13 protein-coding genes are annotated in these 12,205 nt (G+C 68.7%); 7 read left to right on the top strand and 6 right to left on the bottom strand.

Annotated features, from left to right (window positions below):
• Positions 1 to 28: 28 nt before the first annotated feature.
• Together AC6CR5_RS11005 and AC6CR5_RS11000 are read right to left on the bottom strand one after the other, a co-directional pair.
• Positions 29 to 1,243 (bottom strand): GGDEF domain-containing protein, encoded by a 1,215-nt coding sequence (locus tag AC6CR5_RS11005; RefSeq protein WP_498085614.1) that lies wholly within the window; start codon positions 1,241 to 1,243, stop codon positions 29 to 31.
• 222 nt (positions 1,244 to 1,465) lie between these two features.
• The gene (locus AC6CR5_RS11000; RefSeq protein WP_498085613.1) at positions 1,466 to 2,191 is read right to left on the bottom strand and encodes a glutathione S-transferase family protein; all 726 of its coding nucleotides are present in this window, start codon (positions 2,189 to 2,191) and stop codon (positions 1,466 to 1,468) included.
• A gap of 97 nt (positions 2,192 to 2,288) precedes the next feature.
• Between AC6CR5_RS11000 and AC6CR5_RS10995 the strand changes: the two genes are divergently transcribed.
• The gene (locus tag AC6CR5_RS10995; RefSeq protein ID WP_498085612.1) at positions 2,289 to 3,197 is read left to right on the top strand and encodes a LysR substrate-binding domain-containing protein; all 909 of its coding nucleotides are present in this window, start codon (positions 2,289 to 2,291) and stop codon (positions 3,195 to 3,197) included.
• 51 nt (positions 3,198 to 3,248) lie between these two features.
• The gene (locus AC6CR5_RS10990) at positions 3,249 to 3,620 is read left to right on the top strand and encodes a four-helix bundle copper-binding protein (RefSeq protein WP_223821455.1); all 372 of its coding nucleotides are present in this window, start codon (positions 3,249 to 3,251) and stop codon (positions 3,618 to 3,620) included.
• A gap of 54 nt (positions 3,621 to 3,674) precedes the next feature.
• On the opposite strand, the gene AC6CR5_RS10985 is transcribed toward AC6CR5_RS10990, so the two are convergent.
• On the bottom strand, positions 3,675 to 4,043 hold the full coding sequence (locus tag AC6CR5_RS10985; protein ID WP_058664882.1) for a VOC family protein: 369 nt from the start codon (positions 4,041 to 4,043) through the stop codon (positions 3,675 to 3,677).
• 216 nt (positions 4,044 to 4,259) lie between these two features.
• On the opposite strand from AC6CR5_RS10985, the gene AC6CR5_RS10980 reads away from it, so the two are divergent.
• The 5 genes from AC6CR5_RS10980 (at position 4,260) to AC6CR5_RS10960 (ending at position 9,371) form a co-directional block, all read left to right on the top strand.
• Positions 4,260 to 5,582 carry a sensor histidine kinase gene (locus AC6CR5_RS10980; RefSeq protein ID WP_395500742.1) on the top strand — a complete coding sequence of 441 codons (1,323 nt, stop codon included), beginning with the start codon at positions 4,260 to 4,262 and terminating at the stop codon, positions 5,580 to 5,582.
• A complete protein-coding gene (locus AC6CR5_RS10975; protein WP_395500743.1) occupies positions 5,567 to 6,898 on the top strand; it encodes a sigma-54-dependent transcriptional regulator in 1,332 nt (443 codons plus the stop codon). The genes AC6CR5_RS10980 and AC6CR5_RS10975 overlap by 16 nt, the downstream gene beginning before the upstream one ends.
• Positions 6,899 to 7,049: 151 nt before the next feature.
• Positions 7,050 to 7,706, top strand: a complete 657-nt coding sequence (locus AC6CR5_RS10970) for a hypothetical protein (RefSeq protein ID WP_047991319.1) — start codon at positions 7,050 to 7,052, stop codon at positions 7,704 to 7,706.
• 69 nt (positions 7,707 to 7,775) lie between these two features.
• The gene (locus tag AC6CR5_RS10965; protein ID WP_395500760.1) at positions 7,776 to 8,123 is read left to right on the top strand and encodes a DMT family protein; all 348 of its coding nucleotides are present in this window, start codon (positions 7,776 to 7,778) and stop codon (positions 8,121 to 8,123) included.
• A 9-nt stretch (positions 8,124 to 8,132) separates the two neighbouring features.
• A complete protein-coding gene (locus AC6CR5_RS10960; protein WP_082388391.1) occupies positions 8,133 to 9,371 on the top strand; it encodes an MFS transporter in 1,239 nt (412 codons plus the stop codon).
• A 60-nt stretch (positions 9,372 to 9,431) separates the two neighbouring features.
• Here the strand turns inward: AC6CR5_RS10960 and AC6CR5_RS10955 are convergent, their stop codons facing one another.
• Genes AC6CR5_RS10955 through AC6CR5_RS10945 form a run of 3 tightly spaced genes read right to left on the bottom strand, consistent with a single transcriptional unit; the run spans position 9,432 to position 12,155 of the window.
• On the bottom strand, positions 9,432 to 10,238 hold the full coding sequence (locus AC6CR5_RS10955; RefSeq protein ID WP_020928653.1) for an N-acyl homoserine lactonase family protein: 807 nt from the start codon (positions 10,236 to 10,238) through the stop codon (positions 9,432 to 9,434).
• Positions 10,235 to 11,467 (bottom strand): alpha/beta fold hydrolase, encoded by a 1,233-nt coding sequence (locus AC6CR5_RS10950; RefSeq protein WP_251200839.1) that lies wholly within the window; start codon positions 11,465 to 11,467, stop codon positions 10,235 to 10,237. Before AC6CR5_RS10950 ends, AC6CR5_RS10955 begins: the two co-directional genes overlap by 4 nt.
• Positions 11,412 to 12,155 carry a GntR family transcriptional regulator gene (locus AC6CR5_RS10945; RefSeq protein ID WP_047991317.1) on the bottom strand — a complete coding sequence of 248 codons (744 nt, stop codon included), beginning with the start codon at positions 12,153 to 12,155 and terminating at the stop codon, positions 11,412 to 11,414. The genes AC6CR5_RS10950 and AC6CR5_RS10945 overlap by 56 nt, the downstream gene beginning before the upstream one ends.
• Positions 12,156 to 12,205: the final 50 nt, after the last annotated feature.

The following is a 12,205-nucleotide window of genomic DNA, read 5'->3' as shown; positions in this document are numbered from 1 at the left end:
GCATCCGACACGGTTTTTTTATAGGTGTTTACCCACGCTGGACGGCGGCGCGGGCTTCAAAGTCATGCGTGCTGCTTTCTCCACTCGCCGCGTCCCGGAACGCGGCCTGGCCCGGCCCGGCGTCCGCCTGCGCGTGACCCGCAACCGTGCAATTGCGTCCGCGTCGCTTCGCCGCGTAGAGCAGGTCGTCCGCGCGCTGGAGCGCGCTGGTGAACGACTCGCCGGCCTGCGCCAGCGTCACCCCCATGCTGGCCGTGAAACGCGAATCGGGTGCCTGCGGCGCCCATCGCTGCGCGACGAAATCCGCGCGGATCTCCTCGGCGATCGCGGCGGCGCTGGCCAGATCCGCCACGGGCAGCAGCAGCAGGAATTCTTCTCCTCCCAGCCGGGCGGCATGAGCCTGGGCGTGCGCCCGCGGCCGCAGCAGGGCGCCGAATCGCGCCAGCACCATGTCGCCAAACGGGTGGCCGAACCTATCGTTGATGCGCTTGAAGTTGTCGATGTCGGCCATGATCAGCGCGGTCGGCGTCGGGCCATCCGATAGCGGGCGCGCGGAACTGGAAGCGAGCAGGTTGTCCAGGCCCTGCCGGTTCAGCAGGCCCGTCAGCGCGTCGGTATGGGCGTGGCGGCGGTATTTCTCTATGGCGTCGTAGCTTGTCGCGATGAACACCGCGAAGGTCAGCACGATGCTCCCGAGCAGCCCGGTGTACTGGATCAGGATGCCCCACACGGACGTGCGCCATTCTCCCGCCGCGAGCGCGGGCGTCGGCGCGGCGAGGTACAGGATGCACTGGCCCGTCAGCACCAGCGCGATGAAAAGGAACGCGGCGGTGAGCACCCTGTCCGAGGTGGTCGCGGCGTGCCTGGCGAAGGACAGCGCGGCGCGCCAGGTCACCAGCGCGCAACAGGCCTGGACGAAGAACGTTTCCAGCTTCGCGCTGGCAAACAGCACCACCGAGACCACCACCATCGCCGTCGAGGCAAGCAGGATCGCAACGTCAAAGCAGGGCGGCGCCTGGCGGCCGCGCCGGCCCTGCAGCGCGCGACAGGCCAGGATGACACCGCCCAGTATGAAGGCATCCTCGACCACCTGTTTGTACGGCGCCAGCCCGGCGGCCTGCACCAGCATGATGGCGTAGCCCGCGCCCAGGCAAGCCAGGGCGCCGCCCCAGCGCAGCGTGTTGAAGCCGATGAAGCGCGCGGCGCAGAGGCCGGCTGCGCACATCAGGATCGCCGCGGGCACGGACCACTCGAGAAGGGTTGCGGGCATGGCAGGGATAGGTGAAACGAACCAGTCCGGCACATGCCCGACCGACACAATCTGTGTCGAAAAAGATTACAGTGTGTCGCAATGTATCGCCAGCGCGCAACAGTCAAGGATTGTCAAGCGTGATGGCACACCGCCTCGACGTTTTGTAGTCGTCGGGATCCAGGATGAATCGGCGCGGATAACGCCGCGTCCGCGTCACGCCGCGGCGCCGCCCGTATCGCGCAGCACCTGTTCGAGCGGGACCAGGCCTGTCATGGCGCCGCTGCCGGTCGCCGGCTTGCCGTCTTCGATCGCCAAGGCGAAGCGAAACGCGGGATCGGCCTCGATGCGCCGGCGCTGTTCCAGGATGCGCGGATAGTCCCGCGGCTCGATCGCCTGATGGAAGTCCGCCCAGCGCGCCACGCCCGCGAACACCGCGTCCGCCAGCGTCGGCCGGTCGCCCAGCAGATAGTCGCTGTCGCCCATCATCGCTTCGAGCTGCGCATGCCGCAGGGCGACGAATTGGCGGCCGAACTTGCGCAGGGTTTCCTTCTCGCCTTCGGTGGCTTCCTGCGCTTCCAGCGCGACCCACATGGGATAGAAGGCGCCGGTGAAGCCGGTGTTGAGAAAGGCCAGGTACTGGTGCAGCCGGTCGGCCTGCCGCGTGCCGGGCTCGAAGCTGATGCGTCTTTCGGTGTCGCGCGCCTCCAGCCACAGGGCGATCGCCATCGTTTCGGTGACCACCTGGCCTGCATCGGTGATCAGCACCGGCGTTTCCACCCGGCCATTCAAGCGCTTGTAGGCGTCGGTGCGCATCTCGCCCAGCATGTCCACCCGGGTGATGCGGTAAGGCTGGCCCAGCCATTCAAAGGCGGTCACGAGCCCGGCCGAGCTGCCCAGGGGAAAGCCGGCCGCGAGGATCGGTCCAGATGTGGGATTCATTTTCATTGCTCCGTTGGTTGACACCTGGAAATATACGTTCGTGGACATTGATTGAATACATGGATAAATTGGGACTCAAAGTCCACAAATAGAGACCATGATGTTGAACCTGAACGATCTGCATTTTTTCGCCCAGGCGGTCGACAGCGGCGGTTTCGCCGCGGCCGCCCGGCGGCTGGGCTGCCCAAAGTCCACGGTCAGCAAACGGGTTGCGATGCTGGAAACAGCGCTTGGCGTGCAGCTGCTGCACCGCACGTCGCGCAGCTTCACGCTGACCGACGTCGGGCGCGACGTGTACGACCACGCCCGCGCGGTGACGATCGAGGCGCAGGCCGCCGAAATGGTGGTGCATCGGCGGCTGGCGGAGCCAAGCGGCACCGTGCGGATCACGGCATCGGTTCCCGTTGCGCAGTTTCAGCTCGCGGATCGCCTGCCCGTGCTGGCGCGGCGGTATCCGAAGCTGCGCATCCAGTTGCACGTCACCGACCGCTTCGTCGATCTGGTGCAAGAGGGCTTCGACATCGCCATCCGCAGCCATTTCGCGGCGCTGCCGGACTCGGACCTGGTGCAGCGGCGCATGGCCGAGGAGCCGATCACGCTGGTGGCCGCGCCGTCCTACGTCGCCGAGCGCGGCGCGCCGCAAGCGCCGCAGGCCTTGGGCGATCACGATGGACTGATTGCCGGCATGGCGACGAAGTCCTGGCGATTGTGCGACGCGAGCGGCCACATCGTGGAGGTCGCGCCGCGCCCGCGCTTGCATGCCGACGAATCCACGGCATTGATGAAGGCCGCGCAGGCGGGACTCGGCATCGTCTGCCTGCCGCGGACGATCTCGGCGCAGGCCGTGAGCGAGGGAACATTAATGCGGGTCTTGCCGGCCTGGACCGCTGGCCGTGTGACGACAACGATCTTGACGCCGCACAAACGTGGCCAGCTGCCCGCCGTGCGCGCGGTGATCGATTTCCTGACGCAGGCAGAGGGTGCGGGCGGTGGCGCGGTGGCCTGATCCTGCCGGCCGAATGTTCACAAGGCTGGCCCTCGCCCCCCGGCATGGCGTTTGCTGGACAGGTTCGTCCCGATCAAACACAAGGAGGACACCATGCCTGGAAATGACAAGGACATCGAGGCGTGTACGCGCCTTTGCCTCGACTGCTATCGGACCTGCCTGCAGACCGCGTCGCAGCATTGCCTGGAGGCCGGCGGCGAGCACGTCGAGCCTGGCCACCTGCGCCTGATGCTCGCATGCGCCGAGATCTGCCGGACGGCCGCCCACACGATGCTCATCGGCATTGCGCAGCATGGCAAGGTCTGCGCCGTGTGCGCCGAAATCTGCCGTGCATGCGCGCAAAGCTGCGCCGGCCTGGATGGCATGTCGGAGTGTGAGCAAGCCTGCAAGCGCTGCGCGCAGGCGTGCGAAAAAATGGGGTAGCGACCGGCCCCAAAGTCGCCATGCGGGCGCGGCGGGAGCCCCGCGCATTCCCTTTCAACCCGGGGGCAGATGGCAAACGGCTTCCAGGTTGTGGCCGTCAGGCCCGATGACAAAGGCGGCGTAGTAGTGGGGATGGTAGTGCGGACGCAGCCCCGGGGGGCCGTTATCCTTGCCGCCGGCGGCGATCGCCGCCTGGTGGAAGGCATCCACGGCCGCGCGGGTGTCGGCGGCGAAGGCGATATGCAAAGGCGGTGATACCGCGGCAGTGGCGTAAAGCCATAGCGACGGCTTGCCCGCCTTGCCCAGCCCGACGCTGTTCGGCCCCTTCATGGCGAGTTCAATGCCCAGCGGAAGCAGCGCCCGCAGCAGGAACTCGCGGCTTTCATCGATATCACTGACGCCCAGGCCTATGTGGTCGAACATATTTCGCGCTCCGTGGAGGTGAGGCCGTGCCGCCTGCGGCAACACACGGCCGATGCGGCAGTATAAGCAGTCGCGCGCGCGTCGGCGCACGGCGCGCAGGGCGCGGGCGGATCGTGTGGCGCCGGTCCCGATGCGGCGTGGCCGGATCGGGTATTCTTGCCGGTGTCCATGCCTGGGAGCGCGATCCTGTCACCACAGAAGTCGATTCGTCGAGATTTGGCGATCCTCTGGTTCTGGATCGCCATCGTCGCGCTGGCGTTGGCCGCTTTGCTGGTGGCGCTCAGCCGCCAGGGCGCGAACGCCCAGATTGCGCGGGCGCGCGAGCTGGTGGCGATCAGTTGCGAGGCGTTGCGCGCCGGGGCGGCGCGCCTGCCCGCGGCAGCGCCCGCGCCTGCGCGCGCGAACCCGGCCGATCTTCCCGGCGCCCAGGCCATTCTCGATCTGGCGCTGCGGGACCGGCCCGGCATGGAAGGCGGCTTCTGGCAGCCTGGGCCGGGCGTGGTGGCCTACGCCTTCCCGACCTACGACGGCACCGGCATCAAGCGTGATCCGCCCAGCGCGGAGCTGGAACGCATCGGCGCGACCGTCCAGCGCGCCCTCGATGGCGGCGGCCTGGTCACCGACTTGCGGCCAGGCCTGCGGGAAGCCGTGGTCTTTGCCGCGTGTCCCGCCGACGTCAAGGGCTCCCCGCTCGCGGCCTGGACCATGGCGCGCGTGCCGTTGATCGGCGGCGACGTCATCAACTCGCTCATTCTCGCGGTGAGCCTGCTGCTGGGGGTGGTGGTGGCATCCGGCCTGTGGCTCGGCCGCACGTTCGCCCGCTGGCGGCGGCAGACCGACGATATGCAGCGCCAGCTGCAACAGGCCGAGCGTCTCGCCACCCTGGGCCGGATGTCCGCGGGGCTGGCGCACGAGATCCGCAACCCGCTCGGCACCATGCGCATGAAGGTGGAAAATGCGATGGCGGCGCCCGCGGCGGTGCGCGAGGCGCGTGTGGCCAGCGCGCTGGAGGCGGTGCTGGCGCAGAGCGAGCGCCTGGAGTCATTGGTTGCAAGCCTGTTGGCGCTGACGCAGCCGTTCCGGGTCGAGCGGCAGCCTGTCGCGCTGGTCGATTTCCTGGAAGAGCGCAGGCGCGTTCACATGGCCGCTGCGCAAAAGGCAGGGGTACGCCTGGACGTGTCATTGACGGGCGATGAGGACGCGCGCGCCTGGTTCGATCCGTCGCAGATGGCGCGGGTATACGACAATCTATTGTTGAATGCGCTGGCGCACACGGGCGCGGGCGGCGTCATCGAACTGGGCGCGGGGCGGGCGCCGACGGGCGCCTTGATGCTGTGGGTGGCCGACGATGGCGCCGGGGTGCCGCAAGAATTGCGCGATACGTTGTTCGAGCCCTTCGCCACGGCGCGCGCCGGCGGTTCCGGCCTCGGCCTTGCCCTGGTCCGTGAAATCGTTCAGGCGCATGGCGGCCAGGCCCGCCTGGCGCAAACGGCGCGCGGCGCTCGCATCGAAATGGAATTGCCATGGCCCGTATCCTGATCGTCGATGACGACGCGGCTTTCCGCGAGAGCCTTTCCGAAACGCTGCACGACCTGGGCCACACCGCGTTGCAGGCCTCGTCCACCGTCGCCGGCTTGAATCGCCTGCGTACCGAGGCGGTGGACCTGGCGATCGTCGACCTGCGCATGCCGGGCGAGGACGGCCTGGTGTTCCTGCGCAAGGCGGCCGGCATCGCGCCGGTTCCCTGCATCATGTTGACGGCCTACGCGAGCGGCGGCAACACCATCGAGGCGATGCGCCTGGGCGCCTTCGACCACCTGACCAAACCGGTGGCGCGCGCGGCGCTGGTGCAAACGCTCGAACGCGCCCTGGACAGTGCCAGGGTCGCCGGTGATGACGGCGCCGACGCCGACACGGCGCCGGCCGACGAATTCGAGTTGGTCAGCGGCAGCGAGGCCATGCGCGAGGTTTTCAAGCGGATCGGCATGGCCGCGCGCGGCGATGCCACTGTCCTGATTCAGGGCGAAACCGGCACGGGCAAGGAACTGGTGGCCCGCGCCCTGCATCGGAACGGCGCGCGCGCCGCGCGGCCGTTCGTCGCCGTGAACTGCGCCGCCATTCCCGCCGACTTGATGGAAAGCGAACTGTTCGGCCACGTCAAGGGCGCCTACACCGGCGCCACCGGCGATCGCGCCGGCCGTTTCCGCGAGGCCGAAGGCGGCACGCTGTTCCTGGACGAAATCGGCGACATGCCGCTTGCGACCCAGGCCAAGATTTTGCGCGCGCTGCAGGAGCGCGAAATCACGCCGGTCGGCGGGGCCCGCACGGTGCCGGTGGATGTGCGCATCGTCGCGGCGACGCATCGGGATCTGCCGGCCGCGGTCGCGGCCGGCAGGTTCCGCGAAGACCTGTGGTACCGGTTGCAGGTGGTGCCCATCGCCTTGCCGCCGCTGCGCGAGCGTTTGGGCGACGTGCTGCTGCTGGCCGAGCACTTCCTGCGACGCGGCGGCGGCACGCCGAAGCGTCTTTCCGCCGCGGCCGCGCAACGGCTGCTGGCGCACAACTGGCCCGGCAACGTGCGCGAACTGCGCAATGCCATGGAACGCGCGGCGATTCTCGGTCGTGGCGCCAGCATCGAACCGGAACACATCGGCCTGCAGCCGCTGGGGATCGCCCAAGATGGGTTCGCCATCCCCCTGGATGGCTCCCTGGCCCAGGCAGTGGCGGCGTTGGAAGGCGCCATGATCCGGCGCGCTTTGGCGGCCGCTGCCGGCAATCGCGCCGAGGCCGCGCGGCGCCTGGGGCTGTCGCGCCAGCAGCTGTATCGCAAATTGGCCGAGCACGGCGTGGAATGAACCTGTCCGGTCCTGTGACTCGGTCGTGTCACAGAATCGGACATCTGATCCAGGTGCCGTCGCGCAAGTCGTTGATTTGACTGGAACTCCTCGCTGGCATGCGGTTTGCATCCAATGCAGACGTATCCACTGCCGGCTCAAGGAGTCCGCCATGTTCCGACGCGCGCTATTCCCGCTTGCCCTCGCGGCGGGCTTCGCCACGGCCGCCGCCGTCGCGGCGCCGCCGCCGTTTCCGCCGCCGCCCACGGCTGGCATGACCGCGCCCACGGTGGCGCAAGGCCAGGTCCAGCGGCTGCTGCTCAACCCCTACGGGGAGATCGATGGCCTGCGCCTGACGGACGGCACGCTGGTGCAGTTCCCTCCGCACCTGTCGCAGGCGCTGAGCGCCGCCGTCAAGCCTGGCGACGCGGTGCGCATCATCGGCCGGCAGCAGGCGCGCGATGCGGTCAGGGCGGACGCCATCGTCAACACCCGCAGCGGACAGACCCTGTACGACCAGCCCCCCTCGCCGGGAGCGGGACTGCCGCCGCCGCCGCACCTGCGCGCCCAGGCGCTGCGTCCGCAACGGGTCGAGGGACGGGTCGACGCGGTGCTGACTGGTCCGCGCGGCGAAGCCAACGGCGTTCTCCTGACCGACGGCAGCATCGTGCGCTTTCCGCCCGAAAGCCTGCGCCTGTCGGTACTGCCCGGCGCGCCATTCGCGGCCGACGGTCTGGGAACGCGCAACGCCCTGGGCATCTCGCTGGAGGCCACCAGCCTGGGAACCAGCCTTGCCACGCTGCAACCCCTGTACGACCGCGCGCCCTGATCGCCTGCATGCCGCCGCGGATCCGGTCGTCCGCGGCGGCATGCCTTGTCTTTCCCGGATTTTTCCATGTTGTCTCCAAAGTTCTTTCCCGTCCTCCTGCTGCTGGTGTCCAACGTCTTCATGACCTTTGCCTGGTATGGCCATCTCAGGTTCGGCGAACGTCCGTTGCACGTGGTCGTGCTGGTCAGCTGGTTCATCGCCCTGGCCGAGTACTGCTTCGCGGTGCCGGCGAACCGCATCGGCCATACCGTCTACAGTGCCGCCGAACTCAAGACGATGCAGGAGGTCATCACCCTGACCGTGTTCGCCTTGTTCTCGGTGTTCTACCTGGGCGAAAAACTGACGCTCAATCACCTGGTGGGGTTCGGCTGTATCGGGCTGGGCGCCTTCTTCGTCTTCAAGGGGCCGTTGCCTTAGGAGCCCACGATGGTGGCACTGAACGCGCACGGCGACTCGCGCCGCTGGCTCGCAGGCGTCAATTTCTTCCTGGCGGATGTGCGCGACGGCCTTGGGCCGTTCCTGGGTGTGTTCCTGGTGGGACATGGCTGGCGCGCCGACGACATCGGTTACCTGATGACCGCGGCCGGACTGGCGGGCATGCTGGCCACCGCGCCGATGGGGGCCTGGGTGGACGCCTCGCGCCGCAAGCGCGGGTTGCTGGCGGGCGCCTCCCTGGCGCTGATTGTCTGCAACCTGGCGCTGTGGGCCGCGCCCGTCGCTGGCGTCGCCGCCATCACGCAGATTCTCGGCGCCATCATCGGGGCGCTGTTCGCGCCGGCCATCATGGGACTGACGCTGGGACTGGTCGGTCCGCGCGGGCTGTCGCGGCAGTTGGGGGTCAACGAAGCCTGGAACCACGCCGGCAACGTCGCGGCCGCCGCCTTGGCCGGCCTGGCGGGCTACCGGTGGGGCCTGTCGGCGGTGTTTGTCCTCATGACGGTGATGCCTTGCGGGGCGTTCATTTGCCTGCGCCGCATCCGGCCGCGCGACATCGACCATGGCGTCGCGCGGGGCCTGGAACCCGGCGGGGCGGCGGCGCCGGTGCCCTCGGTCTGGCAAGTACTGGCGGGTTCACGCGATCTGCGCCTGGTGGCGCTGGTCATGATGCTGTTCCATCTCGGCAACGCGGCGATGTTGCCGCTGCTCGGCCAGGCCGCCATTGCCCGCGGCCAGGGCGACCCCAGCGCCTATACCGCGTTGACGATCATCATTGCGCAACTCGTGATGATTCCCGCGGCGTTGCTGGCCGGGCGATTCGCCCGGCACTTCGGCTACTGGAGGCTGGTCGCGTTCGCTTGCTGGGTGCTGCCCGCGCGCGGATTGCTGGCCGCGGCGTTGCCGCCGTCGTGCGCCCTGATTCCGGCGCAGGTCATGGATGGCGTTGCCGCCGGACTCCTGGGCGTCGCGCTGCCGGGATTGGTGGCTTCGGTCTTGCGCGGCAGCGGCCATGTGAACCTGGGGCTGGGCGCAGTCATGTCCATCCAGGGCGTCGGGGCCGCGCTCAGCCCGGCGCTGGCGGGATGGGTGGCGCAACGCCATGGCTACGCGTCGGCCTTCGTGGGATTGAGCGCGGTCGCGGCCGCGGCGCTGGTGTTGCTGGCGTTGCGCCCGCGCATTTCAGCGCGGCGCCCGTTCGCGATCGCCCAATCCCGCCAAGACGGCTGAATTGCGAAGGGCTGGGCCTTGCGGTCGTTGCCGAGATCGAACGTGGTGAAGGTGCGCATCCTATGGCGTTCCCGGCTGCACATCACGATGCAGCGCGACGATCTCGGCGTTGCCTTGCACAACGGCGGGATAGCGCAAGCGCACCAGCGGATCGTGGCCCGGCACGATGTGGTCGGCGCTTTCGGCGTACTTCAGCAGGGTCGCGTAACCGGCCAGCATGTCGGCCACGTTCAGCACGATGGGAAAGGGCGCATCCAGCCTCATGTTGTCGTAGTAGTGGCTGGCGTCGGAAGCCAGCACGATCCACCCCCGCGCCGTATGCACGCGCACGGCCTGCAGTCCTTGGGTGTGGCCGCCGATGTGCAGCAGCTGCAGGCCCGGCGCCAGCTCGTCGTGGCCGTGGTAGAAGTCCACCCGCTTGTCATAGACGCCGCGCACCACGTCGACCACATCTTCGACCGCGTAGGCGTGGCGCAGCATGTCAAAGCGCATGTTGCACCCGCAGGCGTAGTGCAGTTCGCTTTCCTGCAAGTGCAGCCGGGCGCGCGGCAGCTTGCGCAGGTTGCCGGCGTGGTCGTAGTGCAGGTGGGTGACGATAACGTCCTGGATGTCGGCCGGGGCGATGCCCAGGGTCCGCAGCGCATCGATGGGGCAGCGCAGGAACTCGCGGCCGCGCGCCCGGGCCGCGGCTTCGTTGAATCCTGTGTCGACCAGCCAGACGCGCGGACCCTGGCGGATGACCCAGACGAAATAATCCATCGGCATCGGGCCGTCATGCGGGTCGGGCGGCGAGATGAAGTTCTGGCCGCGGCGGCGCGCGACGGTGGCGTAGCGCAATGCATAGACTTCGTGGTTGGGCAGCATCATTGGATTCCCCGGGCGGTGCGGATGTGGTCGAGTTCGGGCATCAGATAGTCCAGCAGCCGTTGCGGATTCTCGACCATGGGAAAGTGGCCCAGTTCCGGCATGACGGTGAATCGCGCGCCCGGAATCCGCGCGGCGACGCGGCGGCTGTCGTCGGGGCTGGCGGAGTAGTCGTAGGCGCCGGTCAGGAGCGACACACCGAAGCGCGCGGTATCCAGGCCGGTCAGGTGCTCGGCGGCGTCGAAGTCCTCGCTGTAAAAGCACAGGTCGTTGGCGTAGACGTTGAAACCGCCCTGCGCGTAGATCCAGGCGGCGTCGCGGCGCGCCGCCAGCGTGGCGGCCGGTCCCATCAGCCCGCGCACGTAGGCCGGGTTGTGCGCCGCCTGGTTGACCTGCGGATGGCATAGCATGGGCGTGCGCCGGCCCGTGGCTTTCCAGGGGGCTTCCAGCGCCACGACGCCCGCCACGTCGCCGGGACTGCGGGCGGCGGCAACGAGCGCCATCGCGGCGCCCATCGAACAGCCCAGCAGGACGGCGGGCGCGCCGGCCACCTGGCGTATGACGGCCAGGCAGGTCTGCAGATAGGCGTCGCGGGTCAGGCCCGTTTCGGTCCAGGCGCGGCCTGGCAGCGGCATGCTGCGGCCATGGCCGGGCAGATCGAAGGCGATCATGCGCCATTGGCGGCGCAGGGCCGCGTCCGCCATCAGCGCGTGGTACTGGCGCGAATCGGCGCCGGCGGTGTGCAGCATCAGCAGCGGCGGGCCATCCGACAGCCCGCTGGTTTCATAGTAGAGGGAGGCGGACACCGCGCCCAGGTCCAGGTTGGCGTAATGGCCGGCGATGGCGCCGCGGTCAAGCAGGGCGGGGCCGGCGTCGATCTGGCCCCGCAGGATCTCGAACAGCCGTTCCAGGGGATGCAGGGCCTGGGCGATGGCCAGGGCATCGCCCTTGACGCGCAGGCCCTGGGCCTGGCGCTGCGCGGCGGTGAACGAGTGGTAGCCGGGAGGGGGCACGGGATCCAGCAGCTTGCGCCAGGTGTCGGGCGGCGCGCTGATGACGAGGCATTGCGAGGGGGCGGCGGGCTGGCCCGCCCAGGCAGGAACCCGGTCTTGCGGATCCGCGCCGGCTTGCAGCCAGATGGCGCACGGCAGGCCCCTGGCTGCGGCGATGAATTCGCTATCCTGCTGCGCCAGGGCCGCCGCGGCCCTCAGTTCCTGGACGATCGCCTTCACTTGCGGATGCCTCCTCTTGTTGGCGCCTGAGCACGTCGAGCGCGGTGCGTTCCGCGTTGACGATATGGCTCTGTGCGGCCGCCTGGGCGCCTTGTGGATCCCGAGCATGGATGCGCTCGAAGATGTAGTCGATTTCGGCCATGCTTTCCGGTAGCCGTTCCGGGCGCGCGAACGAGGTCGCGCGCAGCAGGTTGATGCGCGACAACAGGCCGGGCAGCATGTCCTTGATCAGGTCGTTGTCGCAGCCCGACAGCAGCACGTCGTAGAAATCGCGCTTGGCCGCCAGCAATGCCGATTTGTTGCTGCCCTTGGCCTGGCGGTGCAGCGCGTCGACGGCCTTGCGCAGGCGTTCGACGTCGCTGTCGCTGGCCAGCCGCGCGAATTCATGCGCGGCGTAGCCTTCCAGCAGGGCGCGCAGCGAATAGAGGTCGCGGGCCGCCTTTTCGGTGATGCGCACCACCGTCGGGCCGCGGTGCGGCTCGATGGAGATCAGGCGCTCGGCTTCCAGCGTGCGCAGCGCTTCGCGCAGCGTGCTGCGGCTGATGTTCAACTGTTCGCACAGTTCGACTTCGCGCAGGCGTTCGCCGCCCTTGATGCGCCCGTCCATGATGGAGGCGCGCAGGTATTCCTCGACGCGGGTGCGCAGGGTGGTCGGTTTTTCGAATACTGCGCCGGTGGGGGTGGGCATGGCTGTCTCTCGCTTAGCATAGCGGCGGGCGCGGGCGGCAACGCGGGCTT

It is taken from the genome of Achromobacter sp. EG18 (assembly GCF_059759395.1).
Note: the sequence above shows the minus strand (reverse complement) of the source record. Positions and strands in the feature narration are given on the sequence as shown.